25 protein-coding genes and 1 pseudogene are annotated in these 24,878 nt (G+C 69.3%); 15 read left to right on the forward strand and 11 right to left on the reverse strand.

The annotated features are described in order from the left end of the window. From NBV68_RS05525 to NBV68_RS05575, 11 genes and pseudogenes are all read left to right on the forward strand, one after another. Positions 1 to 788: pseudogene (locus tag NBV68_RS05525) on the forward strand (hypothetical protein); the annotation flags it as partial. 37 nt (positions 789 to 825) lie between these two features. Further along, positions 826 to 1,425 (forward strand): flagellar basal body-associated FliL family protein, encoded by a 600-nt coding sequence (locus NBV68_RS05530; RefSeq protein WP_296307879.1) that lies wholly within the window; start codon positions 826 to 828, stop codon positions 1,423 to 1,425. Then, positions 1,422 to 2,366: a flagellar motor switch protein FliM gene (locus NBV68_RS05535; RefSeq protein ID WP_296307881.1), complete on the forward strand. Its 945-nt coding sequence runs from the start codon at positions 1,422 to 1,424 to the stop codon at positions 2,364 to 2,366. The genes NBV68_RS05530 and NBV68_RS05535 overlap by 4 nt, the downstream gene beginning before the upstream one ends. Further along, positions 2,363 to 2,698, forward strand: a complete 336-nt coding sequence (locus tag NBV68_RS05540; protein ID WP_296307883.1) for a FliM/FliN family flagellar motor switch protein — start codon at positions 2,363 to 2,365, stop codon at positions 2,696 to 2,698. Before NBV68_RS05535 ends, NBV68_RS05540 begins: the two co-directional genes overlap by 4 nt. A gap of 20 nt (positions 2,699 to 2,718) precedes the next feature. Continuing rightward, positions 2,719 to 3,009, forward strand: a complete 291-nt coding sequence (locus NBV68_RS05545) for a flagellar biosynthetic protein FliO (protein ID WP_296307885.1) — start codon at positions 2,719 to 2,721, stop codon at positions 3,007 to 3,009. Then, a complete protein-coding gene (gene fliP, locus NBV68_RS05550; RefSeq protein ID WP_296307887.1) occupies positions 3,009 to 3,815 on the forward strand; it encodes a flagellar type III secretion system pore protein FliP in 807 nt (268 codons plus the stop codon). The genes NBV68_RS05545 and fliP overlap by 1 nt, the downstream gene beginning before the upstream one ends. Beyond that, on the forward strand, positions 3,812 to 4,084 hold the full coding sequence (locus NBV68_RS05555) for a flagellar biosynthetic protein FliQ (RefSeq protein WP_296307889.1): 273 nt from the start codon (positions 3,812 to 3,814) through the stop codon (positions 4,082 to 4,084). The genes fliP and NBV68_RS05555 overlap by 4 nt, the downstream gene beginning before the upstream one ends. Beyond that, positions 4,081 to 4,872 carry a flagellar biosynthetic protein FliR gene (locus tag NBV68_RS05560; RefSeq protein WP_296307891.1) on the forward strand — a complete coding sequence of 264 codons (792 nt, stop codon included), beginning with the start codon at positions 4,081 to 4,083 and terminating at the stop codon, positions 4,870 to 4,872. The genes NBV68_RS05555 and NBV68_RS05560 overlap by 4 nt, the downstream gene beginning before the upstream one ends. Next, positions 4,873 to 6,006, forward strand: a complete 1,134-nt coding sequence (locus NBV68_RS05565; protein WP_296307895.1) for a flagellar type III secretion system protein FlhB — start codon at positions 4,873 to 4,875, stop codon at positions 6,004 to 6,006. Positions 6,007 to 6,073: 67 nt separating this feature from the next. After that, the gene (fliD, locus tag NBV68_RS05570) at positions 6,074 to 7,504 is read left to right on the forward strand and encodes a flagellar filament capping protein FliD (RefSeq protein WP_296307897.1); all 1,431 of its coding nucleotides are present in this window, start codon (positions 6,074 to 6,076) and stop codon (positions 7,502 to 7,504) included. Between the two features lie 12 nt (positions 7,505 to 7,516). After that, entirely contained in the window at positions 7,517 to 7,882 is a 366-nt protein-coding gene (locus tag NBV68_RS05575; protein WP_296307899.1) for a flagellar protein FliS, read from the forward strand. Between the two features lie 38 nt (positions 7,883 to 7,920). Here NBV68_RS05575 and NBV68_RS05580 read toward each other — a convergent pair whose 3' ends face one another. From NBV68_RS05580 to NBV68_RS05600, 5 genes are all read right to left on the reverse strand, one after another. Continuing rightward, positions 7,921 to 8,799, reverse strand: coding sequence for an alpha/beta hydrolase (locus tag NBV68_RS05580; RefSeq protein ID WP_296307901.1), 879 nt, complete (start codon positions 8,797 to 8,799; stop codon positions 7,921 to 7,923). 79 nt (positions 8,800 to 8,878) lie between these two features. Continuing rightward, positions 8,879 to 10,387 (reverse strand): lipopolysaccharide biosynthesis protein, encoded by a 1,509-nt coding sequence (locus NBV68_RS05585; RefSeq protein ID WP_296307903.1) that lies wholly within the window; start codon positions 10,385 to 10,387, stop codon positions 8,879 to 8,881. After that, on the reverse strand, positions 10,350 to 11,450 hold the full coding sequence (locus NBV68_RS05590; protein ID WP_296307905.1) for a GNAT family N-acetyltransferase: 1,101 nt from the start codon (positions 11,448 to 11,450) through the stop codon (positions 10,350 to 10,352). The genes NBV68_RS05585 and NBV68_RS05590 overlap by 38 nt, the downstream gene beginning before the upstream one ends. Positions 11,451 to 11,594: 144 nt before the next feature. Continuing rightward, entirely contained in the window at positions 11,595 to 12,707 is a 1,113-nt protein-coding gene (locus tag NBV68_RS05595; RefSeq protein ID WP_296307906.1) for an S-(hydroxymethyl)glutathione dehydrogenase/class III alcohol dehydrogenase, read from the reverse strand. Positions 12,708 to 12,727: 20 nt separating this feature from the next. Beyond that, positions 12,728 to 12,925 carry a DUF5522 domain-containing protein gene (locus NBV68_RS05600; RefSeq protein ID WP_296307908.1) on the reverse strand — a complete coding sequence of 66 codons (198 nt, stop codon included), beginning with the start codon at positions 12,923 to 12,925 and terminating at the stop codon, positions 12,728 to 12,730. Between the two features lie 137 nt (positions 12,926 to 13,062). Here NBV68_RS05600 and NBV68_RS05605 point away from each other — a divergent pair, with 137 nt between their 5' ends. Then, positions 13,063 to 15,495 carry a M1 family metallopeptidase gene (locus NBV68_RS05605; RefSeq protein ID WP_296307909.1) on the forward strand — a complete coding sequence of 811 codons (2,433 nt, stop codon included), beginning with the start codon at positions 13,063 to 13,065 and terminating at the stop codon, positions 15,493 to 15,495. Next, on the forward strand, positions 15,492 to 16,004 hold the full coding sequence (locus NBV68_RS05610; protein ID WP_296307911.1) for a DUF6702 family protein: 513 nt from the start codon (positions 15,492 to 15,494) through the stop codon (positions 16,002 to 16,004). Before NBV68_RS05605 ends, NBV68_RS05610 begins: the two co-directional genes overlap by 4 nt. A 1-nt stretch (position 16,005) precedes the next feature. Here the strand turns inward: NBV68_RS05610 and NBV68_RS05615 are convergent, their stop codons facing one another. The 3 genes from NBV68_RS05615 to NBV68_RS05625 form a co-directional block, all read right to left on the reverse strand. Further along, entirely contained in the window at positions 16,006 to 18,189 is a 2,184-nt protein-coding gene (locus NBV68_RS05615) for an EAL domain-containing protein (RefSeq protein ID WP_296307913.1), read from the reverse strand. Between the two features lie 94 nt (positions 18,190 to 18,283). Then, complete coding sequence (locus NBV68_RS05620) at positions 18,284 to 21,298, reverse strand: sensor histidine kinase (RefSeq protein ID WP_296307914.1); 3,015 nt, start codon at positions 21,296 to 21,298, stop codon at positions 18,284 to 18,286. A gap of 1 nt (position 21,299) precedes the next feature. Next, the gene (locus tag NBV68_RS05625; protein ID WP_296307916.1) at positions 21,300 to 21,941 is read right to left on the reverse strand and encodes a response regulator transcription factor; all 642 of its coding nucleotides are present in this window, start codon (positions 21,939 to 21,941) and stop codon (positions 21,300 to 21,302) included. Positions 21,942 to 22,217: 276 nt separating this feature from the next. Between NBV68_RS05625 and NBV68_RS05630 the strand changes: the two genes are divergently transcribed. Next, positions 22,218 to 23,048, forward strand: coding sequence for an alpha/beta hydrolase (locus NBV68_RS05630; protein WP_296307923.1), 831 nt, complete (start codon positions 22,218 to 22,220; stop codon positions 23,046 to 23,048). Between the two features lie 43 nt (positions 23,049 to 23,091). After that, positions 23,092 to 23,736 (forward strand): DUF1275 family protein, encoded by a 645-nt coding sequence (locus NBV68_RS05635; RefSeq protein WP_296307918.1) that lies wholly within the window; start codon positions 23,092 to 23,094, stop codon positions 23,734 to 23,736. 5 nt (positions 23,737 to 23,741) lie between these two features. Here NBV68_RS05635 and NBV68_RS05640 read toward each other — a convergent pair whose 3' ends face one another. The 3 genes from NBV68_RS05640 to NBV68_RS05650 all read right to left on the reverse strand — a co-directional run. Continuing rightward, positions 23,742 to 24,158 carry a hypothetical protein gene (locus NBV68_RS05640; RefSeq protein WP_296307919.1) on the reverse strand — a complete coding sequence of 139 codons (417 nt, stop codon included), beginning with the start codon at positions 24,156 to 24,158 and terminating at the stop codon, positions 23,742 to 23,744. 24 nt (positions 24,159 to 24,182) lie between these two features. After that, positions 24,183 to 24,665: a DUF3617 family protein gene (locus NBV68_RS05645; protein ID WP_296307920.1), complete on the reverse strand. Its 483-nt coding sequence runs from the start codon at positions 24,663 to 24,665 to the stop codon at positions 24,183 to 24,185. 29 nt (positions 24,666 to 24,694) lie between these two features. Then, positions 24,695 to 24,878, reverse strand: a 184-nt coding sequence (locus tag NBV68_RS05650; protein ID WP_296307921.1) for a hypothetical protein, incomplete at its 5' end; no start/stop codon positions are given.

Genomic DNA, 24,878 nt, shown 5'->3' on the forward strand with positions numbered 1-24,878 from the left:
AGGCGGAGACGGCTGCAACCCCCGCTGCCTCCCTCGCCCAAACCCCGGCACTGGGCGCGGCAGCGGGCGCGGCGGATGCCGTCCGCGTGCCCTCGCTCGGCGCGGAGCCGGCCCTTGCGTCCGCATCGGTGCCAGCCACCCTCCCCGACACATCGGAGGCCGCGCCCGCAGCCACTGCCGCGTCGTCTGCCGCGCCCGCCCCGTCTGCCGCCACCCTCTCGGCAAACCTCGCCCCGGCGCAGTCTCCGCTTCCTGCCACCCCGCTTCCCGATCACCCCGCCGATCCGCGCAGCGCGAGCCCCGCCTCGGCCACGGCCCAGATCGAATCCGCCATCGCCCAGGTCGGCGACATCCGCGAGGCGCTGCGCAACGCGCGCCCCGCAATGACGCTCAGCCATGCCGAGTTCGGCGCGGTCACGCTGCGGCTCGAACCTGCCGCGCCCGACCAGTGGCGCGCGGTGCTGGCGAGCCGCGATCCCGGCTTCGTCCCCGCGATCCACGCCGCGCTCGAGACCCGCGCCATCGCCGCTGCTGCCGAGGCCTCGGCAAACTTCTCGGGCCAGTCGGGCGCGCACCAGAACGGCACACCAGACCAGCGCTACGGATCATCCCCTAATGGGGGCCAAGGATCGCCTCAACCATACCTGGGCCAATCGGGAACCCGAGACGGCGAGGCTGCACCGGATCACCGCCGCCCCTCGACCGCTGCCGCGCTTGCAGCACGGGGCGAGGGCGGGGCGGAGGAGCCCGCGGCCTCCACCTCGGGATCAGGCGGGCTGTTCGCCTGATCGCGGCCAGCGGGACACGACATGGAGCTGACAGGGCATGGCGAAGGGTAAGGACAAGGCCGAGGGCGCGGAAGGCGGCGGCAAGTCGGGCAAGGGCGGGATCATCAAGATCGCGCTGGGCGCGGTGCTGCTGATCGGCACCGGCGCGGGCGGCGCTTACGGCGCCTATGCGATGGGGCTGTTCGGCGAGGCCGGAGGCAAGCACGAGGTCGACGAGCCCAAGCTGGTGCTCAAGGACGAGGAAGACCCCTACGCCCCGCCCGCCAAGGACAAGGACAAGGAAGGCGCCCACACCGTCCACGGCGAGGGCGGCAGCAAGTATCGCACCGCCTATTACTCCTTCGAGGAGGCCTTCACCTCCAACCTCGCGGATTCGCCGGGGCTGATCCAGGTCGAACTGGCGGTCTCGACCCGCCGCGACGGGCGCGTGCTGCAATGGGTCAAGACCCATGAACTCGCGATCCGCTCGGCGATCCTCAGCCAGCTTGCCGCGACCACCGAGGCCGAGGCCTATGATGTCGAGGGCAAGAAGAAGCTCAGCCAGCGGCTGACCAAGGCGGTCAACCAGGTGCTGGAGGAACAGGAAGGCTTCGGCGGGATCGACGCGGTGGTCTTCAAGGGGTTCCTCGTCCAATGAGGATGGGCCATGATTTCGCGCCCGCGCGGGCAGCGGCGGTGCATTGCGCCGAGCTCACCACCTGCGGCCCCCGCCCCGAGGAAAGCGCCGCGCTGATGGCCGCATGGCGGCGCGATCTGGCGCGGCTGCTGGCCGACGACCTGTCGGGGCTGCTCTCGGGCGACCGGCTCGATGTGCAGATCACCGAGCCCGAGCGCCTGTCGGGGGCCGACGCGCTGCGCCGCATCGGGCCTCTGGCGGCCAACAGCCTGATCCGCTGCGGGGCGAGCGCCGAGACCGCGCTTTTGAGCTTCGATTTCGCCACCGCGATCGCGCTCACCGACCGCAGCTTCGGCGGCGACGGGCGGGCCAGCGGCCATGTCCCCGAGGCCCTGCCGCGCTCTGCCGCGCTGCTGGTCGAGGAGGCCGCCTGCGTCATCGCGGGCGCGATCACTTCGGCAAGTTTCGGCGACATGCCGCCGCCCGCCGGGGCCCCGACCCGCGGAGAGGTGATCGTGCGCAGCGAGAGCGCGGCGCGATTGAAGCCCTTCGCGCTCGACGCCCAGACGCTGTTCTTCGTGATCGAGATCGCCAACCGTCAGGGCTGCATCTGGCGCGCGGCGCTCGCCGTCTCGGCCGAGCGGATGGCGCGGCTGCTGCCCGGCGGCGGCCGGCGTCTGCGTCCGCGCGGCGCGCGCGGGGCGGCGAGCCCGCTGGCTGCGCCCTTCGCCGATGTGCCGCTGGCACTCCACGTGGTGCTCGCCGAATTCGACCTCTCGCTGGCGCGGCTCCAGAGCCTTGCTCCGGGCGACACCATCCCGCTCGCCATGGGCCGGCAGGTGCCGCTGCTGGCGGGCGAGACGCTGGTCGGCCACGGCGCGGTCGGCACCGCCGAGGATCGCATGGCGATCCGCCTGACCCGCATTCCGCAATCCGCATCTTCCGAAGGGCTCGCATCATGACCGCTTACCAACCCGCCGCTTTCGCCCGTTTCGGCGATGTCGCCGTGCGCCTCTCGGTCGAGCTTGGTCGCACCGAGATGCCCTTGCGCGATGTGTTGATGCTGGGCGAGGGGAGCACCGTGACGCTCGAGCGGCTGACCGACGAACTGCTCGATGTCACCGCCAACGGCCGCGTCATCGCGCGCGGCGAGGTGGTGGCGGAGAAGGGTCGCTTTGCCTTGCGGATCGTCAGCCTGGTGGGCGAGGACGGGCAGGACGTGCCGCCCTCGGGCGAGGTTGCGCCCCCTGCCGCCGCCGCCGATCCGGCGACCGCGTCCTACGACGCGCTGTAAGCCGCCGGGGTTCGCTACCCATGCTGGAATATCTCCTGCGCCTCGCGCTGCTGCTGCCAGTTCTGGCGGGGCTGATCTGGGGGAGCCTGTGGCTGACCCGCTGGCTCCAGACCCGCCTCGGCCAGACCCCCGGCGCTGCGAGCGGCGGACGGCAGCTCCAGCTGATCGAGACCAGCCTGATCGCGCCCGGCATGAAGCTCGCCGTGGTGCGCTTCCGCGACCGCGAGATCCTGCTCGGCTGCACCCGGCAGGGCCTTGTGCGGCTGGGCGAGGCACCCGTCGCCAGCACGGTTCCGGCGGAGAGCGAGTGATGCGCGCCGCCGCGATTATCCGGGCGGGGCTTTTGTGCCTTGCCGCGTTAACCATGTTGTGGGCGGTGCCCGACCTTGCCCATGCTGCCGCGCCCGGCACTCCCGATCCGGTGACCGCCGGAGTGGGCGCGGCGGTCGAGCGGGCGCTGGGAGATCAGGGCGCGGGCGATGACAGCCCGCTGAGCATGTCGCTCCAGCTGCTGGTGGTGATGGGCCTCCTCACCATCCTGCCCGCGCTGGTGCTGATGATGACGAGCTTCCTGCGCATCCTCGTGGTGCTCTCGATCCTGCGGCAGGCCTTGGGCTTGCAGGGATCGCCGCCGGGGCAGGTGCTGGCCGGATTGGCGCTGTTTCTCTCGCTGTTCGTCATGGCCCCCACGCTCGACGTGGTGAACGCGCAGGCGATTGCCCCCTATGCCACCGGAGCCCTCTCCGCCGACGCCGCGATCGGCAAGGCGGGCGAGGCCTTCCACGCCTTCATGATGGCCCAGACCCGCGAGGCGAACCTCATCATGTTCACCGACATGGCCGGCGGCGGCACCTTCAGGAGCGGCGCGGATGTGCCCTTCTCGATCCTGCTCCCCGCCTTCGTGACCAGCGAATTGGAGACCGCCTTCCAGATTGGCTTCATGATCTTCCTGCCCTTCCTCGTCATCGACCTCGTCGTCGCCAGCGTGCTGATGAGCCTCGGCATGATGATGCTCTCCCCCACCATCATCTCGCTGCCCTTCAAGCTCTTATTGTTCGTGCTGGTCGATGGCTGGGCGCTGCTGATGGGCAGCCTTGCGCTGAGCTTTGCGACATGAACGAAGACGCCCAGCTCCTCGCGCTTGCCGACCAGACCCTGTGGGTCACCGCGCTGATCGCCGGGCCGGTGCTGGTCGCCACGCTGGTCGTCGGCCTTGTCGTCGGCATCATCCAGGCGGCGACCTCGGTCAACGAGCAGACCCTCTCCTTCATCCCCAAGCTCGCGATCACCGCGCTGGTTTTCGTCGTGCTCGGCGCGGCGATGATGGGGCTGCTCGCCGATTTCACGGCTGAGATCATGGCGCAGGTCGCCAATCTCTCCCGATGAACACCCTCGACCTCGGCTTCGGCAGCCTCGAGGCGCAGCTGTGGGTGATCGTCCTGCTCTCGATCCGCAGCGGGGCGGCGCTGATGGCCTCGCCGATGATCGGGGGGACGGCGGTGCCGGTGCAGCTGCGCATCCTCATGTCGCTTGTGCTCGGCTATTTCGTCGCGAGCTGGGTGCCGCTGCCCGCACCCCCGCCGATGCTGAGCATCGCCGCGGTGCTCGCCGTGGTGCAGGAGATCGCGGTCGGGCTGATGCTCGGCTTCGTGCTCCAGATCGCCTTTGCCATTCCGCTGGTCGCCGCCGAGCAGATCGCGGGCACCATGGGCCTTGCCATCGCCACCTCGATCGACCCGGCCAGCGGCGCGCAATCGGGGGCGCTGGGCACCTTCTTCGGCCTCGTGATGAGCCTGCAGTTCTACGCCACCGGCGCGCATCTGCTGTGGTTCGAGCTCCTGGTCGAAAGCTACCGTCTGCTCCCCGCAGGACAATTCGCCTTCGGCGCGTGGCGGGCCGAGAGCGTGGTCATGTTCATGGGCTATGGCCTTGCCACCGCCGCCGCCATAGCGCTGCCGGTGGTGCTGGTGCTGCTGCTGGTGCAGATCGTGACCGGGTTGATCGCCCGCTCCGCGCCCTCGCTCAACCTCTATGCGCTGGGCCTGCCCGCCGGGGTGATCGCGGGGATTGCGGCGATGATCATCGCGCTGCCGGTGATGACCGCGCAGATGCGCGGCGCCATCGAAGCCGTGCTCGAACAATCGCAAGCCTTGATCCGCCCGGAAGCCCCGTAAATGGCCGAGGAAACCGCCGGCGAGAAGACCTTCGCCCCCACCCAGAAGCGCCGCGAGGATGCCGCCAAGAACGGTGACGTCCTGCGCTCGCGCGAGCTGGCGACGCTGGCAGCAACCGGAACGGGGGTGCTCGGCCTCTACGCGCTCGGATCATGGCTCACCGAGGGGCTGGCAGGCGTGGCGCGCGCGGGCTTCCGCTTCGACCGCGCCGCCTTGGACGGCTTCACGCCGGCTGCGATCATGGGCGACGCCGCGCTCGCCGCCTTGCCGCCGGTCATGGTGCTGGGGGCGATCGTCGCGACCGTCACCACCGCCTCGCAATTGCTGCTAGGGCAGGACGGGCGCTGGATCGCGGGCAATGCCGGGTTCAAGGGGCGGCGGATTAATCCGCTCTCGGGCCTCAAGCGCATCTTCGGCACGCAAGGGTTGATCGAGCTGGGCAAGGGCCTCGCCAAGCTGGGGCTGCTCGGCGGCATCGCCTGGGTGTGGGCGAACGGCCGCATGGGCGAGCTGCTGGCACTGGGCGCGCTGCCGCTGGAGGCGCAGGTGGCAGCGGCACTCGATGCGATCACCTCGCTGGCAGGCGCGCTGCTGATCGGCCTCGTGGTGATCGCTGCCATCGACTACCCGCTGCAACGCTTCCAGCGCGACAAGCGGCTGAAGATGAGCCTTCAGGAAGTGCGCGACGAGAACAAGCAGTCCGAAGGCTCGCCCGAGATGAAGTCGGCCCGCCGCCAGCGCCAGCGCGATCTGGCGCGCGGGGGCGTCGCCAAGGCGATGAAGGAGGCGCAGTTCGTCATCGTCAACCCGCTGCACTTCGCGGTCGCGCTCACCTATGACCCCAAGCGCGCGCCTGCCCCGCTGCTGCTGGCGAAAGGCCGGGGCGAGACCGCGCTCGCCATGCGCGAGATTGCGGCCGAGCAGGGCCTGCCGGTGCTCGAATATCCCACCCTCGCCCGCGCGGTCTATTTCACCACCCGGCCCAATCAGATGGTGCGCGAGGAGCTCTATGTCGCGCTCGCCGCGCTGGTCGCTTTCGTGATGGCGCTGAAGCGCGGGGCACGCCCGCGCCGCCCGGTGGTGGAGGTGCCCGAAGGCTTGCGCTTCGATGGTGACGGGAGGGCCGAGACGTGATCCTCCCCGTTCCGTTGAGGATCGAAATCGTCCTTAAACTTCCCACCATTCGCCCGTCCTGATCGACATGGAAAACCCAGGCTCCTCGATCATCTCTGCGCTCGGTGCCGGTAGCGGCGTCGACTTCATCCGGCTTGCCACGGACATTTCCGCAGCCAGTTTCGCCGCCCAGCGCGGGCAGATCACCGCGAGGGCCGAGGCGCTGACCGCGCAGGTTTCCGCCGCCGCGCAGCTGAGGAGCGCGATCACCGACCTCTCGAGCGCGCTTGGCGAGCGGATCCGCACCGGCGACCTCGCCCCGCGCGGCCAGATCGCCAACGCCGCCGTCGCCGCGCCGATCGTGCCCGCCGGGACATCGCCGCGCGGCTCTTTCAGCCTTGAAGTCACCCAGCTGGCGAGCGCGCAGACGCTGGTCAGCCGCTCGCTCGCCAGCCGCGATGCGCTGGTCGGCGAGGGCACGCTGACCCTGCGCATGGGCACGGTCGATGGCTCCAGCTTCGATCCCGATGCGAGCCGCTCCGCGATCGACATCACCGTCACCGCCACCGACACGCTCGCCACGCTCGCCACCAAGATCAATGCGGCGAGCGGCGGGGCGGTGAGCGCCTATGTCGCCACCGGCACCAACGGCGCGCAGCTGGTGATGAAGGGCCAGGAGGGGGCGGCCAGCGGCTTTCAGCTCGAAGCGACCGGCGCAGGGGGCGGGGCGGTGGCGGGCGATCTCGAATATTTCGGCTGGACGCCGGCCAGCAACAATGGCGAGCTGAAAGCCACCGCGCGCGATGCCGCCTTCACGCTCGACAGCGTGGCGATGACCAGCCCCACCAACCGCGTCACCGGCCTGCCCGGCGGCTTCGGCCTGAACCTCACCGCCACCAACACCGGTGCGCCCACCACCCTGAGCTTCACCACCGACAGCAGCGCCTACACCTCGATCATGGAAGACTTCGTGGCCGCGCTCAATGATATCGTCGGCCAGATCAACCAGCTCGCCGCGCCGGTCGGGGGCGAGCTCGGCAATGATCCGGGCGCGCGCGAACTGCGCCGCGATCTCGGGCGGCTCGCCGGCCAAGTGGTGATGCCGGGCGCGGCCACCGGAGAGCCGAGCACGCTCGCCGATCTCGGCCTGTCGCTGAACCGTGACGGCACCTTCCGGCTCGACAGCGCGCGGCTCAATCGCAGCCTCGAGACCAGCCCCGATGCGGTCGCGGCGATGTTCACCACAGGCGCGACCGGTGTGTTCGCGACCTTCGACCGCTTTGCGCGCGAGAACAGCCTCACCACCGATCCCTCCTCGCTCGGCGGGTCGTTGAAGCGCTACGAGACGCAGCAGGCGGCGAACGAGGAGCGCCTCGCCCGGATCGCCGAGCAGCAGGAGGCACTGCGCGAACGCCTGACCCGCGAATTCACCGCCTCCGAGCGCCGGGTCGCGGCCTCGCAATCGACGCTGAGTTTCCTGCAGCAGCAGGTCGATATCTGGTCGAACAGGGATAACTAAGGGGCTCTCGCAATGCAGATGCTTTCCCGCAACCCCGCCGCCGCCTATCGCCGCGTCGCGCTCGATGCGCGGATCGAGGCGTCGGGCAGCGCTGACCTCACCCGCATCTGTCTGGAAGAGGCCATGGTCGCGCTCGGGCAGGCGCTTGTCGCGATCGAACGCGGGTCGTCGCCGGGTCGTGAGCCACTGGTGCGCGCGCAGACGATCCTGCTGTGGCTGGCCAAATCGGTCGCGCCGGAGCACCCGCTGGGGGCGAGCCTCAAGGCCTTCTATGGCGGGCTGGCAGGGCAGGTGGGGGCGCAAATCCTACAGGCGGACGCGCAGGCGATTGCAGAAATCCGCAAGGATATCAGCGATGTGCTTGAGGCTGCGGGCTAGGCAGACGCCAATGTTTCACGTGAAACATTTGCGGAACATCATTCTTCCCCGATAAACTCCGCAATGATCCGCGCCGCATCGGCGGGATCCTGAAACGGGTGGAAGTGGGTCATGTCCGGCCGGTAGAGATCGGTGCCCTGCGGCATCCGCTCGGCCAGTTCCGGCCAGGTCGGCGAGCTCTTGAAATCGTTCAGCGTGGTATGCTGCGCGCGCACCACCAGCACCGGGATGTCCACCCGTGTCGCTGCGCCCAGAATGCCCGGATTGCTGCGGCTCGAGGCATAGACGCTCGCCTCCACCTCCGGCGCGCAGGCCAGTTCCATGCCCTCTCCGGTCGCGGCCGCGACGAGGCCGTGGCGGCAGTAATCCTCGAACACCCGGGGCGCGAACAGGTCATAGGGATCGCGCGCGCGGAAGCGTTCGATCATTGCCTCGGGAGAAGCGAAGTCGCGCTTGCGGCGGATCGCGGGGTGGGGGTTGTCCTCGGTGTAGAGCGCCTCGCTCGGTGCGTAGAACTCGGGCGCGAGGATCACGGGGTCGAACAATACCAGCTTGGCAAAGCGGCCCGGGTTATCGGGAGCGACCTGCAGCAGGGTGTGCGCGCCCATTGAATGGCCGATGCCGATGGCACCGGTGATGCCGGATTGTTGCAGAAAATCAGCAACATCACGCGCCAGAACGCGCCAGTCGCCGATCGGCCCTGCGCGCGACAGGCCGTGGCCGCGCAAGTCGATGGCGAAGACCGGATGGGCGGGAAACCGCTCGGCAATCGCGTCCCACACCCGGCCGTGAAAGCCCGTCGCATGGGCGAAGACCAGCGGCGCGCCGCTTCCCTCTGAGGCCCACTCGTGGACGGCAAGCTCGATGCCGCCGGTGGGGTAAAAGCGTGTCTGCGGAGCGGGGCGCGGCGTGGTCATGCCTTGCGCCCAACCGCATCACTGCCCCCGAGTCAATCAGGCGCTTTTGAGAGGGCAGAGCCCCCGAACCCCGGCGCGCTCACTCCGCCGGCGCGGGTTCCGGTTCGCTCTGGCGGGGGTTGCGGGCGAAGTTCAGCGCTTCGACCACGCGGTCGGGGGCGATGATGTTGAGCGCGCCGAGATAGAGCGCCACGCCGATCGCGACGGCGATGGCCAGCGCGACCAGGTCGGGGACAGGCGGCAAGCCGCGCATCATCAGCCACACCCCGCCCGCCATCGCGAGCGCCGCAGCCAGCGGCGGGAGCACGGCGCGCAGCAGGCCGCCCGGCTGCAGGCCGATGATCCGGCCCGAGAGCGTCACTGTCATCGCGGTCAGCACCGCCATCCCGCCGACCCAGCCCCAGGCGAACCCCGTCACCCCCCAGTGCGAGCCGATGAAATAGGCGACCGGCATCACCACGCTGCCGATCATCGTGATCCTGAGCGCCGCCATCGGCACGCCGCGCGCGTTGGTGGCGGGGGCGAACAGGATCTGCAGCGTCATCATCGCCATCGCCGCGGCCAGGATCGGGAGCAGCGGGACGATCTCGAGCCATTGCTCGCCCAGCAGCACCGGCACCAGCACCGGGGCGACCACGGCAAGGCCCGCATAGGCGGGCAGCGCGACCATCATGACGAGGCGGATCGTCGCCAGCAGCGCCGTCGCCCCCAGCTCCGGCTGGCGCGAATAGGCGGCATAGGCGACCTCGTTGATCGGCGGCACGAACTTGGCGGCGAGCAACTGGGCGAGGAACAGCCCGGTGGTGTAGACGCCAAGGCTGTGGGCATCGAGCACCCGCCCGGCGATCATCACGTCGGCCTGGCTCTGGACGAACCAGAACAGCTGGGTCGCGGTCATCACCCCGCCGAAGCCCGCGATGTGCCCGGCGCCCGCGAAGCGGAACGAGGGGCGCAGCGGCGTGCCGGCGGCGCGGGTCATGCCGATCGCCTCGGTCAGGATCATCATCAGCGGTGCGGCGACCAGCGTCCATACGCCCCAGCCCGACAAGGCTCCGGTGAGCGCGGTCCCTGCGCCTGCAATCGCGGCGACGAGCCGCACCTGCGCCGGGCGGCGGAAGTCCATCCGGCGCGAGAGGATCGCGTGGGACAACGCGCAGAAGGGGATCGCGAGGTAGAGCAGCGCCTGCACCCGCAAGAGGTTGGCGACCATTGGCTGGTCGAACCACAGCGCGACCAGCGGCGCGGCGAGGAACTGCACCAGCGCAAGGCCGCCGTTCAAGAGCAACAGCATCCCCAATGTCTGGCGCAGGCGTTCCTCGGTCACCTCCTCCTCGCGGATCAGCGCGGATGCGAGGCCGTAGCCGTTCATGGTGTTGAGCAGCACCAGCATCACCTGCGCCATGGCGAACAGGCCATAGTCCTGCGGGGCGAGCAGGCGGATGACGATCAGGGTCGAGGCCCAGGACACGATCTGCGTCCCGATCTGGCTCCCCGAGCGCCAGATCACCGCGGTGCGCACCTGCGCGGCGAGCGACGAGGTGGTGGGCGGCTCAGCCATGGGCGAGGCTTCGCGCTGGGCGCGCGTCATGGGCGAGCGCCTCACCCCACAGCGGCGCGATGAGGCGCGCGGCGGTACGGTGCCTGACGAACAGCAGGTCGACGAGATCATAGCCTGCGCTAGCGCCCATCGCGCGCTTGTAGCCGCTGTCGCCCGCGCCGAGATCGACCGTGGTCGCCCCGGCGTCAAAGGCGTCGCTGACCGCGCGGTGGTTGGCGAGCTTGCCGACCTCGGCCTTCGCGAAATCGCTGCGGAAACTGCCGGCGATTCCGTAGCGCACCTGCCCGTCATCGAGATCGAAGCTGAAGGCGACCGCGCGTCCGGCGACGGTGAGCATCGTCGCGCAGAGCATCTCGGCAAGCACCGGATCGGCGAGCACCGCGCGCCATGCGGCGCGGCGACGGGGATCGAGGAACTTGGCGCCGCTGCCGTCGGTCTCGGCGGCGATCCAGCTGGCGGCCTCGACCGCGGCGAGCTCTTCCAGCACCGCGTCGCTCCACCCGGCCCCGCGCACATGACGCCAGGCGACCGGGCCGTGGGCGGCGAGGCGGCGCTCGATCCGGGCGAGGCGCGCGGCGGTTGATCCGCGCGGCCAGCCGCCCTGCCTGCGCGCGGCGTCAAGGTCGATCACCCAGCTCGTCCCCGCCGGGCGCACGAGGACGCGCCAGCGCGCACGGCGGGCGGCCTCGACGAGGCGCAGGATTGCGGGGTCATCGGCGCGGGCCGGGCCGACGCGCCACACGGGGCCGAGGCTGGCGGCGGCAGAAGGGTGGGCGAGCGCCTGCGCGAGGTCGGCGGTGCTGCATTCGGGCGCGATCAGGGGGGAGCGCAGCGGCCAGTAGCTGCCCGGCACCTTGCGAAAGCCCGCAATGGCGGGCCCGAACGGGGCGGTGGGGATGGCGGCTAGCGGCGTGCCGCCCGCGCTCTCGACCACCAGCGTGCGCAGGGCATCGGGGTTTCCCTCGCCATACCAGCGCGCCCGCAGAAAGCCGTGCCCGCCGAGATTGCGCAGCCCCAGCACGTCAAGCGCGGGCGCAGCGCCCGCCCTTGCCGCGACCGTCAGGTGGCCGGCTGCAATCCTGCTTTCGTACATTCCTCACCTGCCTTGAGCGGTGCCAAGACCCGGCCTTAGCGCGCGCGTGTAACCAGCGGGTTAACCACGCGCGCGCCCTTTGCCCGTCAGGATCGGGAAAATATCAAATATTCAAATATTTGAAGGCGGTGTGCGGCAGCCCGCTCAGAACACCACCACAGAGCGGATCGACTTGCCTTCGTGCATCAGGTCGAAGGCGGTGTTGATTTCCTCGAGGCCCATGACGTGGGTGATCATCGGGTCGATCTCGATCTTGCCGGTCATGTACATGTCGACGATCTTGGGAACGTCGGTGCGGCCCTTGGCTCCGCCGAAGGCGGTGCCGCGCCAGTTGCGGCCCGTGACCAGCTGGAACGGGCGGGTGGCGATTTCCTTGCCGGCCTCGGCGACCCCGATGATGATGCTGGTGCCCCAGCCGCGGTGGCAGGCTTCGAGCGCGGTGCGCATCACTTCGGTGTTGCCGGTGGCATCGAAGGTGTAATCCGCGCCGCCATCGGTCATCTCGACCACCTTGGCGACCACCTCCTCGCGGCTCATGCCTTTCGAATTGAGGAAGTGGGTCATCCCGAACCGCTTGCCCCATTCCTCGCGCAGCGGATTGATGTCGACCCCGATGATCAGGTTGGCACCCGCCAGCCGCGCGCCCTGGATGACGTTGAGGCCGATCCCGCCGAGGCCAAAGACCACGACATTGTCGCCGACCTGCACCTTGGCGGTGTTGGTCACCGCGCCCACCCCTGTGGTGACGCCGCAGCCGATGTAGCAGGCGCTCTGGAACGGCGCGTCCTCGCGGATTCTGGCGACCGCGATTTCGGGCAGGACGGTGAAGTTCGAGAAGGTCGAGCAGCCCATGTAGTGGAAGATCGGTTGGCCCTTGTAGCTGAAGCGCGTGGTGCCATCGGGCATCAGGCCCTTGCCCTGGGTGGCGCGGATCGCGGTGCACAGGTTGGTTTTGCCTGAAAGGCACGACTTACACTGGCGGCATTCCGGGGTGTAAAGCGGGATGACGTGATCGCCCGGCTTCACGCTGGTCACGCCCGCGCCGACCTCGCGCACGATCCCGGCGCCTTCATGGCCGAGCACGCTGGGGAAGATGCCCTCGCTATCGAACCCGTCCAGTGTATAGGCATCGGTGTGGCAGATGCCGGTCGCCATGATCTCAACCAGCACTTCGCCGGCCTTGGGGCCTTGGAGATCGAGCTCGACGATTTCGAGCGGCTGCTTGGCGGCAAAGGCAACGGCGGCGCGGGTCTTCATTTGGCTCGTTCTCCGGTGAATCAGCGGCGGCTGGGTACGGCTTCGTGATCGTAAGGGCAATGGCGGCAGGCCGAGCCACAGCACTTGCCGCGCGCGAGGTGGGCCACCCGGGTGAACACGGTGTAGCCCGTCGCCGGATCGCGATAGGTGCTCTCGCCGCGGGCGCAGGCGGCTTCGTGCAGGGCGTGGAAGTCGGCGTCTGGAGCGGGCTCGGTCATCGCCGCAACCGATAGATCACAAGTGTCCGCAATGCCATGCCGCGCCGCGCTTCGCCGCATTGTGCGCCATAGCCGCTTGCACGGCCGCGCGATTTGCGCTTTCTCCGCCGCTTGCCATTCGCGCCGGAGAGCCTGCCTTGCGTTTCGTTCTGCTGATTGCCGCCCTGTTTCTCGCCGCCCCCGCCGCCGCTCAGAGCGTGCAGCAGACCAAGGGCGATTATCAGGACAAGTTCCGCCAGCTCGATGAAGTGCTGCCCGATCCCAACACCTACCGCAACGCGAGCGGCGCGCCGGGGCACGAATACTGGCAGCAGAAGGTCGACTACAAGATCACCGCGACGCTCGACGAGCCCAAGCGGCGGCTGACGGCGAAGGGCACGGTGCGCTACACCAACAACTCGCCCGACGCCCTGCCGTGGCTGTGGATGCAGCTCGACCAGAACATCTTCAAGCGGGATTCGATGGCCGAGCTGACCGACGTGTTCGGCGGCGCCGGGCGGCGCGGGCCGAAGGTCACGCTGGGCTCCGGCAATGAACCGACAAAGCTCTCCTTCGACGAGCTGCGCCGCCAGCAGGCGATGGCCGACAACCGCTACGGCTATGACATCACATCGGTGACGCTGAATGGCGTGGCCCTGCCGCACACCATTGTGGGCACGCTGATGCGGGTCGACCTGCCCGCGCCGCTTGCGCCCGGCGAGACGGTCGAATTTGCCATGGAGTGGGCGTTCAACATCGTCGAGGAAGACGCGGTGGTCGCGCGCTCGGGCTACGAGCATTTCCCCGATGATCCGCGCAAAGGGGGCAACGACATCTTCCTCCTCGCCCAGTGGTTCCCGCGCATGGTCGCCTATTCGGACTATGAGGGCTGGCACAACAAGGAGTTCCTCGGGCGCGGCGAGTTCACGCTCGAATTCGGCGATTACGCGGTCGAGATGACCGTGCCCAATGATCACATCGTCGCTTCGACCGGCGTGCTCCAGAACCCCGACGCGGTGCTGACCGCCGCCCAGCGCCAGCGGCTGGAGACGGCGAAGGATGCGAGCGCGCCGGTCTTCATCGTCACCCCGCAAGAGGCCGCAGCGGCCGAGGCCAAGGGGCCGACCGGCACCAAGACCTGGGCCTTCACCGCCACCAATGTGCGCGATTTCGCCTGGGCCAGCAGCCGCAAGTTCATGTGGGACGCGCAGGGCCACAAGCAGCCCGGCGCCGAGCACGAGACCGTCATGGCGATGAGCTTCTGGCCCAAGGAGGGCGGCGAGTTGTGGCGCAAGTACTCGACCGCCGCGGTGGTCCACACCATGAAGGTCTATTCGCGCTTCAGCTTCGACTATCCCTATCCCACCGCGCAGTCCGTCAACGGGCCGGTGGGCGGGATGGAATATCCGATGATCACCTTCAACGGCCCTCGCACCATCCTCAACAAGGACGGTACCCGCACCTATTCGCTCGCCACCAAGGTCGGCCTCGTCGGCGTGGTGATCCACGAGATCGGCCACATCTACTTCCCGATGACGGTCAATTCGGACGAGCGGCAATGGACGTGGATGGACGAGGGGATCAATTCCTTCCTCGATTCGGTCGCGGGCTATGAATGGGACCCGGACATGCCGTGGACCCGCAGCCTGCCGCGCGACATGATCCCCTACATGGTATCCTCGAGCCAGCAGCCGATCATGACCCACTCGGATTCGGTCACCGACCTTGGCGCCAATGCCTATGGCAAGCCCTCGGCCGCGTTCCACCTGCTGCGCGACACGATCATTGGGCGCGAGCGGTTTGACTTTGCGCTCAAGGAATATGCGCGCCGCTGGAAGTTCAAGCGCCCGACCCCTGCGGACTTCTTCCGCACCATGGAAGAGGCGAGCGGCACGGATCTCGACTGGTTCTGGCGCGGGTGGTTCTACACCACCGACCACGTCGATATCAGCCTGGATTCGATCTACCGGTTGAAGGTCGACACCAAGGATCCCGACATCGACCTCGGCCGCCGCCGCGCCGAGCGCGAGGACGAGCCCGAGGCGGTAGGCATCGGCTTGAACGAACAGCAGCGCCTGCCGATCTGGGTGCTCGAGAACCCGGGCGTCACCGACTTCTACGACCAGAATGACGAATTCACCGTCACCCCCAAGGACCGCAAGTCCTACACCGAATTCCTCGACAGCCTCGCCCCGTGGGAGCGGACCGCCTTCGATCGGGCGGTGAAGGAGGATGCGAATTACTACGTCCTCAACTTAACCAACAAGGGCGGGCTGGTGATGCCGGTGATCCTCGGCCTGACCTTCAAGGACGGGTCGACCGAGAAGCTCTCGATCCCCGCCGAAATCTGGCGCCGCAATGCGCGCGAAGTGGCGAAGCTGCTGGTCTATCCCAAGGGCAAGGAGCTGGTGCAGGTGGTGGTCGATCCCGACTGGGAGACGGGCGACGCCGACATCGAGAACAACCACTACCCGCGCCGCATCATCCCGAGCCGGATCGAGACCTTCAAGGACGAGGCGCCCAAGTCGCGCACTGGCCGCGACCTGATGGGCGAATCGGCGAACGCGGTGCCGGACGGCAAGAAGAAGTGAGCCTGCTGCGCCGCCTGTTGCTGCTCATCGCGCTGGCGCTCGCCCCGCTGGCGGGCGCGGGCAGCGCGGTCGCGCACCAGCAGAAGATTGCGATCAGCACCGTCTCGCTGAACCCGCGAACGGGGATGGTCGAGATCGCGCATCAGGTGCCGGTTCACGATGCCGAACACGCGCTCACCGCGCAGGGGATCAGGAGCCCCGACATCATCGGAAGTGCGCAGAGCCGCGAGGCCTTCGCCGCCTATGTCACGCGCCGCTTCCTGTTCGAGGTCGATGGCGCCGCGGTGACGCCCGCCTATGTCGGCAGTGAGATCATCGGCGGGAGCCTGTGGGTTTATCAGGAAGCGCCTGCGCCCGCTGGCGGCAAGGCGCTGCTGCGGTTCAATTCGCAGATCCTCACCGACGTCTGGGCGTGGCAGGAGAACCGGGTGAACATCGGCGGCGGCACCGCGCCTGAGACCTTCATCTTCCGCAGCGGCGAGCCAGCCCGTGAGGCGCTGCTGAAGTAGCCTAGGCGCGCAGGCGTCTGGCGTGGCCGCGGGCACCGAAGCGCGCCTGCACGGCGTCGAGCAGCATCGGGCGGCCATAGCGGTAGCCCTGCACATGGCGGCAGCCGATGGCGCGCAGGAAGGTCTCCTGCTCCTCGGTTTCCACCCCCTCGACCACGACTTGCAGGCCCAGCGAGTGGCCCATCTGCACGATCGCCTGGATGATCAGCCGCGCCTGGTGGTCCTGGCCGATGGCAGCGATGAAATCGCGGTCGATCTTGACCTTGTTGATCGGGAAGTCGCGCAGGTGGGTCAGTGAGGAGAACCCGGTCCCGAAATCGTCGAGGCAGATCGTGAAGCCGCATTCGTCGAGCATCGCCAGCGACTGGCGCAGCTGCCCGCCGGCATCGAGCAGCATCGTCTCGGTCACCTCGATCGCGATATTGTGCGGGCGCAGCAGGCTGTCGTCGATCACGTCGATCAGGTGCTTCACGAAGTCGCCGCGCCTCAGGTCCGCGTCCGACAGATTGATCGCAATGCGGGTCTCGGCCCCGAACAGCGCGAGGATCGCCGGCCCATCGGCGACAACCTGATCGAGCATCACCCGGCTCACCCGGCGCGAGAGTTCGGGATCGAGCAGGGCCGAGAAGATCTCGCTCGCGGCAATGATGGTGCCATCCTCGTCCCGCAGCCGCAGCAGCGCCTCGACCGCGACGACGCGGCCTGTGGCGAGCTCGACGATCGGCTGGTAGGCGGCGATCGCGCGCCCGCTGTTGAGCGCGCAGCCGAGCCGGGTGATGGCGTGCTGGCGTTCGCACTGGCGCGCCTCGATCTGCTCGTCCCAGCACACCACCGCGCCGCGCCCCTGCTCCTTGCCGCGGTAGAGCGCGAGATCGGCGCGGCGCATGATCTCCTCGCTGCCGGCGGCCGTGTCCATCCGCGCCACGCCGCAGGTCGCGCCGATCCGGAGCATCGTGTTCCCCAGCGGCGGCATGTCGCCCAGTTCGGCGATCAGCTCATCGAGGAAGGCCGTCACATCGGCCAGCGTCATGCGGGCCGGGAACAGCAGCGCGAATTCATCGCCACCCCAGCGGGCGAGGAACACGCCGGTGGCGGTGCGCAGCTGCAACTGACCGGCGATGGTTTCCAGCACGCGGTCGCCCACAAGGTGCCCCAAGGTGTCGTTGACGTCCTTGAACCCGTCGAGATCGAGCAGCGCGATGGTGACCGGCTGTTCGCCGGCGCGCTGCATTGCCTCGGCCAGCCGCCGGTCGAAACTGGCGCGGTTGTAGAGCCCGGTCAGCCGGTCGCGCTCGGCCGCGCGCTTCAATGCGACATTGCGCAGATGTTCCTCGGTGCAATCGAGGATGATGCCCGCGACGCATTCGGGCTCACCGTCGTCGTCGACGCGCTCGCCCACCACGCGGATGCGGCGCGGTTCGCCATCGGGGCGGTGGATGGTGGTCTCGAAGCTGAAGGGCGCGCCGTCGGCCACCGCCGCCTCGAGCCCCTTGCGGACCATGTCCTGATCCGCGGGCTCGTAGAGGCCGAGCGACTCGGCCACGCTCGGCATGCGGCCGGGGGGCATGCCGTTGATCGCATAGACCTGGTCCGACCAGCTGAGCTGCCAGCCCGGGATGTCGACCCGCCAGCTGCCGACATTGGCGGCGCGTTCGGCCTGGCGGAAGATCCGGCTCTGCTGGCGCAGCGCGGCATTGGCGGTGCTCAAGGCGCGGGTGCGGGCGTGGAGAGTGATCGACTGTTCGGCCAGCTCGGCGAGCATCGCCAGCGGTGCGATCTGTTCGGGGCGGAAGGCCTCGGGCTCGGGCGCGATGCAGCACAGCGCGCCCAGCAGGAGCCCCCCGTCCGACCGGATCGGCACGCCGAGATAGGAGCGGATGAAAGGGGCGCCGGTCACCAGCGCGTTGTCAGCAAGGCGCGGATCGACGCGCGCATCGGCGATCAGCATCGGCTGCTCGCTCTGGATACAGACCGCGCAGAACGAATCCTCGATCGGCGTTTCGGCAAGGTCGGTCCCGGTGCGGCCGAGGAACCATTGGCGTTCCTGCTCGACCACCGAAAGCAGCGCGATCGGGCAGCCGAGCATGGTGCTCGCCAGCAGGGTGATGCGGGAGAACAGGTCGCGGTCAGGCACCGCGTCGAGGCCGAGGCTGCGAATGGCATCGAGGCGCAAGGAATCCGTCACGCTCGTGCCTTGGCCCTCCATCCCTTAACAAAGAGTAGGGCGGGATACTCGGTTCATCGCAAGGGCTTGCGGGTGTGGCAGGGCAGTGTCAGCATCAGGTCATGCCCGCACGCGGCGGGCGCTGGCCGGTCGGGGCGCGAGCATAGGCGATGCGCGCCGGGATGGCGAGTTCGATCACGGTGCCGAAGCCGTGCGCGCTTTCGACCACGAATCGGCCGCCCAGCGCTTCGATCCGCTCCTTCATCCCGACGAGCCCGAAATGGCCCGGCGCGGCGCCCTCGGCGATGACGCCTTCGGCCATGCCGATGCCGTTGTCGCGCACCTGGGCGACAAAGCTCCAGCGCCCGAAGCGCAAGGCAATCTCGATGCGGTTCGCGCGCGAATGCGCCGCGGCATTGCCGAGCGCCTCGCCCAGCACCGCGAGCAGATCGTCGATCAGGCCCGGCGCAATGGCGCGCGGGGTGCCGGTGATCGCCAGCGGGGCGATGCGCGCCTGCGGGAAGATCGGATTGCCGGCGAGCCGCGCCAGCTCCTCGGGAAAATCGCGGTGCCGGGGGCTGCGCAGTTCAGTGACCCGCTCGCGCCCTTCGACCAGCACCTCTTCGGCGCGCTCGAGTGCGGGCTGGACGATGGCCTGCACCTCCGGGTCATCCCCCAGCCGGTCGGCCACCGCCTGAAAGCGCAGGATCAGGCCCTGCACGCCCTGGATCATCGTGTCGTGGAGTTCCCGCGCGATCCGCTCCCGCTCGTTGGTGCGGACCAGCATCCGCATCCGCATCCGGCTCGCCAGCTGCCGCACCCGGATCGTATAGGCAAGGTAGAGCCCGCCCAGTACGCCGACCAGCGCGGCGGCGCGGAACCACCAGGTCTGCCAGAAGGCGCGGGCGATGGTGAATTCGAGCACGGCCGGGCGCGGGCTCCACACCCCGTCGGCATTGGCGGCGAGGAGTTCGAAGCGGTAGTCCCCCGGCCCCAGCCCGGTGAAGCTGGCGCTGCGCCGCGCGCCGGCGTCGATCCATTCGCCCCCGTCCGCCCCCGCCCCGCCCAGCCGGTAGCGGAAGCGCACCCGGCCCGGCACGGCAAGGTTGGTGGCGGTGTATTCGATGGCGAAGGCGGCGATATTGGCGGGCAGGCGCACGCCGCGTGCGGCGGGCAAGCTCTGCTGGCGGAAGGCGATCGCGCGGATCATCTGGTCGGGCGGGCGGGTGTCGGGGGCGAGGGTGGCCGGGTCGATCATCTGCACCGTGTCGCGGGTCGCGAACCAGATGCGCCCGTCCCCTCCGGCGACGATCTGGATCCCTGCGGATTTCTGCACGAAGCTGGTCAGCCCGTCGTTGAAGTCGAACAGGCGATAGGGGACGGGCGCGCCGGGGCTTGCCAGCGCGCGGGTCAGATCGGCGGTCCTGAGGCGCACCACGCCGAGATCGCCGATCGTCCAGGTCTCGCCCGCCGGGGTCTGGACGAGGCCGTTGATCGAGCTGGCCCAGGGGTAGCGGCTCGAGGGAAGCGCGGGGCTGCCCGGCACCAGCGGCGCAGCGAGCCCGGCGGCGCCGCTGGTGTAGAGAGTGCGCGCGCCCGGCAGCAGGCCCTCGACCCCGTCGCTGGCGACCGCGCTGTCGGTCAGCGCGGCGAAGGCGGCATCGGGCTTCGGGGCCTCCCCGCGGAAATGCACCGCCGCGCGGCCATCGGCCATAATCGCGATGTTGCCGGGGATGTGCGCCTTGCCCTCGACCCCCGGCCAGGCGCGCGCGCTGCCGTCTTCGAGCACGAACAGCCCCTTCTGGAGCGCCGGGAGCCATAACCGGCCCGCCGCATCCTCGCCGCAGGAATTGGCGGCGAAGCTGCCCGGCAGGGGGTAGGAGGCGGCGATCCTGCCGCCCTGCCAGCGCAACGCGCGCCCGCGCAGCACGATCCAGATGCCCGCGCCCGAGCGTTGCGGGCAGATCGCCTCGATCAGCAGCGGCGAGGCATAGGCGGCCCGCGGATCGGCGCCGGCTGCGACCGTAAAGACGGTCTGGTCGTTGGCGATATAGACCGTGCCCGCACCGTCGGCGGCGAGCATGTGGTTGGTCGCCGGATCGCCCGGCACGCCGCGCGCCGGGCGCACGGGCACGCGGCGCACCATGTTGAGGCCCATCTCGCCGCCGATCCACACGTTCCCCTCGCGGTCCTCGAACACCGCGCGCACCGGATCGGCGAGAAGGCCGTTGGCGCGGGTGAGATGCGCCTCGCTGCGCCGCGGCGAGGCGGGATCGGCGAAGCGGAACACCCCGTCGCTCCAGGTCGCGATCCACAGGTCGCCGTGGCGGTCGAACAGGCTGCGGATGCCGAAAGGGGTGGGGAAGGCCGGGCCGCTGGCGATCAGCGCGCCCCCGCCTTTCCCGGCACGGGCGATGGCGCGGGTCTGTTCCTTCTCGGTCAGCCAGATCGTCCCGTCGGGGCCTTCCGCGAGTGTCGCGCGCGGGAGCGTGGCGATGCCGGTCGCGGTGAAGCGGTCGCTGCCCGGCGCCTTGCGGAAGACCGCCTCCTCGCCGGTCAGCCACAGCGTCCCGTCGCTGGCGAAGAGCGGGTGCCAGAGCGGCCTTTCGGGGAGGCCGGACGACGTGTCGAACTCGGTCCAGCGGCCCTTGTGCCAGCGCGCCAGCGACCGGGTAGCCCGCCCGCCGCGCGTCACCCAGATCGCGCCATCGGGCCCTTCCGCAAGATCGTTCACCTCGCGCGAGGGATTGGGCATGCCCGCCGGGCCGAGCCTGCCGCCGCGCCACACCAGCATGCCCTTGCGGCGCGCGAGGCCGATCCACAGCGTCCCGTCGCGCGCGGCGAGCAGCCGAGCGACGACGATCCGCCCGGGATCGGTGGGGGCAGGGCCGATGCGCTCGAAGGTGAGGCCGTCGAAGCGGAACAATCCGTCGACCCCGCCGACCCACAGGAAGCCGTCGCGCGTCTGGGTGATGGCGTTGATCCGCCCGGGCGAGCCTTCCTCCAATGACCAGTGGTGGAGCTTGTAGCCCTCGAGCGGCATGAGCGCGGCATTGCCGGGACGCAAGGGTGCGGCACCGGTCAGCGGCGCGAGCAGCGCCAGCAGCAGCGCCCCTGCCAGCATCCGCATTCTAGAGCTCAATGATGCCCCGCCGTGCCGCGGTGGTCACCGCATGGGTGCGGTCGGCCACCTGGAGCTTGGCGAAGATCGACTTGATGTTCGACTTCACGGTCTCCTCGCCCACCCCCAGCCGCCAGGCGATCTGCTTGTTGGGGTGGCCGCCCGCGATCAGCTGCAACACCTCGATCTCGCGGGGGCTGAGTGGCTCGTGGATGGCATGGAGCGCGATGTCCTGTGCGACCTCGGCGTGGAGGTGCCGCTGGCCCTTGTGCACCGCGCGGACCGCGCCGAGCAATTCGCGCCTGAGGCTGCTCTTGAGCAGGAACCCCGCCGCGCCAGCACGCATCGCGGCGAGCGCCTTGGCATCGCCCGCATAGGTGGTGAGCACGATCACCCGTGCATCGGGATGATCCGCGCGGATCGCCGCGATCGCCTCGACCCCGTTCAGATCGGGCATCTGCAGGTCCATCAGCACTACATCGGGGCGCAGCGCCGCATATTGCGCGATCGCCTCGCGCCCGCCCGCGGCCTCGCCGACAATCGCCATGTCGCTCTGCAACGCGATGATCGCCGCCACGCCCTCGCGCAGGATCGGGTGGTCGTCGACGATCAGCACCCGGATCGGCGGGGCATCAGGCGCGGTGGCAGACATGCGGTTTGGCGCTCCCCTTCGGCGCGACCCGGTGGAGGTTCTGACGGGCGATACCATGATTGTGCGGGTTTCGGGACACCCGAAAGCGGATCGGCCTGCTCCCCCGTTCGGGTGTATCCCTCGCGGCACCCTTGCGCCATTCTCTCAGGCAGCAGGAAGGGAACGGACATGGACCGCCGCCAATTCATCGCCGCCAGCGCCGTCACGGGCGCGCTCGCCGCCATGCCGCTGTCCATCGCCGCCGCGCCCGGCACACCGGTTTCAGGAGAACGCAGCATGGGAACGATCACCACCACCGACGGCACGCAGATCTTCTACAAGGACTGGGGCCCCAAGGACGCGCAGCCGATCGTCTTCCACCACGGCTGGCCGCTCACTGCCGACGATTGGGACAACCAGATGATGTTCTTCCTGATGGAAGGCTTCCGGGTGGTCGCCCACGACCGGCGCGGGCACGGCCGCTCGAGCCAGACGGACACCGGCAACGAGATGGACACCTACGCCGCCGATGTCGCCGCGCTGACCGATCATCTCGACCTCAAGGGCGCGGTGCATGTCGGCCATTCGACCGGCGGTGGCGAGGTGACGCGCTATGTCGCGCGCGCCAAGCCCGGGCGGGTCAGCAAGGCGGTGATCATCGGCGCGGTGCCGCCGATCATGCTCGACACCCCTGCCTACCCGGGCGGACTGCCGATGGAAGTGTTCGACGGTTTCCGCGCCGCGCATGTCGCCAACCGCGCGCAGTTCTTCCGCGATATCCCCGAGGGGCCCTTCTACAGCTTCAACCGCCCGGGTGCGAAGGTCAGCCAGGGGTTGATCGACAACTGGTGGCGGCAGGGCATGATGGGCGGCACCAAAGCGCACTACGATTGCATCAAGGCCTTTTCCGAGACCGATTTCACCGAGGATCTGAAAGCGATCACCGTGCCGGTGCTGGTCATGCACGGCGAAGACGACCAGATCGTCCCGATCGACCATTCGGCACGGCTTGCGGTCAAGCTGCTGAAACAGGGTACGCTGAAGACCTATCCCGACCTGCCGCATGGCATGGCCTCGACCCATCCCGAGGTGATCAACCCCGATATCCTCGCCTTCATCCGCGGCTGAGCGGGCATCGCGCTGCGCCTTCCGGCCTGCCGATGACCCGCCAATGACCCCGGCCCCCGCATCCCTGTCGCTGCGCACGCCGGCCCCGCTGGTGCGGCTGCTGCTGGCGCTCACCGCAACGACCGGGATGGTGGATGCGGCGAGCCTCGTCGGGATGGAGCGGGTGTTCGCCGCCAACGTGACCGGCAATCTCGCCTTCGCCGCGCTCGCGGTGGTGGGCACGCCGGGGTTCGCGCTGCTGCCCTGCCTTGCTGCCCTCGCCGCCTTCATGGCAGGCGCGGCGCTGGCGGGACGGACCGGGTCCAGCGGCGCGCGCCCCGGTCACTGGCTGGTGCGCGCTGCGGTGATCGAGAGCGCGCTGCTGATCCTCGCCGGACTGCTGGCGCTATGGCTTGAGCGCGCGGGCGCGCTGCCGGGCCGCGCGATCCTCGGCGTGATCGCGCTGACGGCGGGTGCGGCGGGCTTCCGCATCGCGGTGGTGCGCCGGCTCGGGGTTCCCGGGTTCTGTGCGAGCCTGCCGGTGCGGCCGGGCGCGCTGGCGATGTTCCTCGCCGGTGCCGCAGGGGGCGCCGCGCTGGCGCTCACCGCAGGCCCCGGCGCAGGCCTGCTCGCCGCCGGCGGAATCGTGCTGGCCGCCACCGCGCTGTTCGTGCGCCACCCGCAGATGAGCGAGATCGAGCGCCCGTGATGCCGCTATCCGGCGACCACCGTCACGAAGCGGCGCGCGACCCAGCCTGACCGGCACGGCCCGTCATAGGCCTGGCGCTTGCCCGCGACCGGGCTCGACACCCGGCAATCGGTGACGATCGGCCCGCCCCAGGGTTCGGGATAGACCACCCCCACCCACTGCCCGTCGGCGCTGTCCTCGCACAAGAGCAGTTCGCGCCCCGACTTCAGCTTGTCGAGCATCCGCGCCTTCACCGAGGGCGCGGCGCGCACCGCGACGAAGCCGTCACCCCCTTTGCGCAAGGGGATGATCGCGCCCACGCTCGGGCAGGCATCGAGTTCGGGCTCCCCGCCGACCATCACAGGCCGGGCGGCGGGCGCCTTGGCCTCGGCCGGAACGACAAGCGCCAGCGCGAGAATGGCGGCAAGAACGGTGCTGTTCATCGCCGCCAGCTTAGCCTTGCCCGCTCACTTGGCGCAATCGCCGACCCGCTCGCTCGTCAGGGTCATTTCCATATTGGCCTTGCCGCCCGGCAGCTTGTCGTCGCTCATCTCGCCCGCCATCACCATGGTGACCTTCTGGGGCGTGTAGGTGCCCGTCATCGCCATCCTGGGCGCGCCGAAGCTGCCGGCGCCCTTGCACACCAGCGTGCCCGACATGGTGCCGCCGCCCTGCTTGAAGTCCTCCATCGTGCATTGGCCCTGCTGCATGCTGCTCGACATGGTGCGCACGCCCGCCTTCGCCTCGGCCTCGCTCATGCAGGCCTCGGTGGTCTGGCTCTGGCCAAGCATCGCCTTGGCGCGCGAGGCGATTTCGGGCGGCGCGCCGGGGATGTCGAACTTGGTCATCGCCATGGTGTTCTTCCAGTTGCCCGGATCAAGCTCGCCGTCGGCCTTGCCGCAGGCGGCGAGCAGGGCGAGGAGCGGCAGGGCGGCAATTGCGTGTTTCATGATGATTTCCTTGAAGATGGGGCGGGCGCTCAGTTGAGGCAGCCGCAGGGGACGTAGCCGGGGATGAAGTTCACCGAGATGCCGCCCGGGGCATAGGTGCCGCCACCGGCATATTTCTCGGTCACGGTGTGGCGGTGCGCGGCGCAGAACTTGGCGCCGCGCGAATAGATCGTGACATCGGTTTCGCGCTCGATCGGCACGCTGGTGAGCTCG

It is taken from the genome of Erythrobacter sp. (genome assembly GCF_023653175.1).
In the GTDB taxonomy this organism is placed as follows: domain Bacteria; phylum Pseudomonadota; class Alphaproteobacteria; order Sphingomonadales; family Sphingomonadaceae; genus Erythrobacter.

What these genes read in the sequence shown, in the direction of transcription:
- NBV68_RS05560 (WP_296307891.1), top strand. Translation starts at nt 4,081, where the DNA reads ATGAACACCCTCGACCTCGGCTTCGGCAGCCTCGAGGCGCAGCTGTGG.
- NBV68_RS05580 (WP_296307901.1), bottom strand. Translation starts at nt 8,799, where the DNA reads ATGACCACGCCGCGCCCCGCTCCGCAGACACGCTTTTACCCCACCGGC.
- NBV68_RS05555 (WP_296307889.1), top strand. Translation starts at nt 3,812, where the DNA reads ATGAACGAAGACGCCCAGCTCCTCGCGCTTGCCGACCAGACCCTGTGG.
- NBV68_RS05620 (WP_296307914.1), bottom strand. Translation starts at nt 21,298, where the DNA reads ATGCGGATGCTGGCAGGGGCGCTGCTGCTGGCGCTGCTCGCGCCGCTG.
- NBV68_RS05645 (WP_296307920.1), bottom strand. Translation starts at nt 24,665, where the DNA reads ATGAAACACGCAATTGCCGCCCTGCCGCTCCTCGCCCTGCTCGCCGCC.
- NBV68_RS05535 (WP_296307881.1), top strand. Translation starts at nt 1,422, where the DNA reads ATGAGGATGGGCCATGATTTCGCGCCCGCGCGGGCAGCGGCGGTGCAT.
- NBV68_RS05540 (WP_296307883.1), top strand. Translation starts at nt 2,363, where the DNA reads ATGACCGCTTACCAACCCGCCGCTTTCGCCCGTTTCGGCGATGTCGCC.
- NBV68_RS05635 (WP_296307918.1), top strand. Translation starts at nt 23,092, where the DNA reads ATGACCCCGGCCCCCGCATCCCTGTCGCTGCGCACGCCGGCCCCGCTG.
- fliP (WP_296307887.1), top strand. Translation starts at nt 3,009, where the DNA reads ATGCGCGCCGCCGCGATTATCCGGGCGGGGCTTTTGTGCCTTGCCGCG.
- NBV68_RS05585 (WP_296307903.1), bottom strand. Translation starts at nt 10,387, where the DNA reads ATGACGCGCGCCCAGCGCGAAGCCTCGCCCATGGCTGAGCCGCCCACC.
- NBV68_RS05575 (WP_296307899.1), top strand. Translation starts at nt 7,517, where the DNA reads ATGCAGATGCTTTCCCGCAACCCCGCCGCCGCCTATCGCCGCGTCGCG.
- NBV68_RS05565 (WP_296307895.1), top strand. Translation starts at nt 4,873, where the DNA reads ATGGCCGAGGAAACCGCCGGCGAGAAGACCTTCGCCCCCACCCAGAAG.
- NBV68_RS05595 (WP_296307906.1), bottom strand. Translation starts at nt 12,707, where the DNA reads ATGAAGACCCGCGCCGCCGTTGCCTTTGCCGCCAAGCAGCCGCTCGAA.
- NBV68_RS05530 (WP_296307879.1), top strand. Translation starts at nt 826, where the DNA reads ATGGCGAAGGGTAAGGACAAGGCCGAGGGCGCGGAAGGCGGCGGCAAG.
- NBV68_RS05545 (WP_296307885.1), top strand. Translation starts at nt 2,719, where the DNA reads ATGCTGGAATATCTCCTGCGCCTCGCGCTGCTGCTGCCAGTTCTGGCG.
- fliD (WP_296307897.1), top strand. Translation starts at nt 6,074, where the DNA reads ATGGAAAACCCAGGCTCCTCGATCATCTCTGCGCTCGGTGCCGGTAGC.
- NBV68_RS05625 (WP_296307916.1), bottom strand. Translation starts at nt 21,941, where the DNA reads ATGTCTGCCACCGCGCCTGATGCCCCGCCGATCCGGGTGCTGATCGTC.
- NBV68_RS05600 (WP_296307908.1), bottom strand. Translation starts at nt 12,925, where the DNA reads ATGACCGAGCCCGCTCCAGACGCCGACTTCCACGCCCTGCACGAAGCC.
- NBV68_RS05590 (WP_296307905.1), bottom strand. Translation starts at nt 11,450, where the DNA reads ATGTACGAAAGCAGGATTGCAGCCGGCCACCTGACGGTCGCGGCAAGG.
- NBV68_RS05640 (WP_296307919.1), bottom strand. Translation starts at nt 24,158, where the DNA reads ATGAACAGCACCGTTCTTGCCGCCATTCTCGCGCTGGCGCTTGTCGTT.
- NBV68_RS05630 (WP_296307923.1), top strand. Translation starts at nt 22,218, where the DNA reads ATGGGAACGATCACCACCACCGACGGCACGCAGATCTTCTACAAGGAC.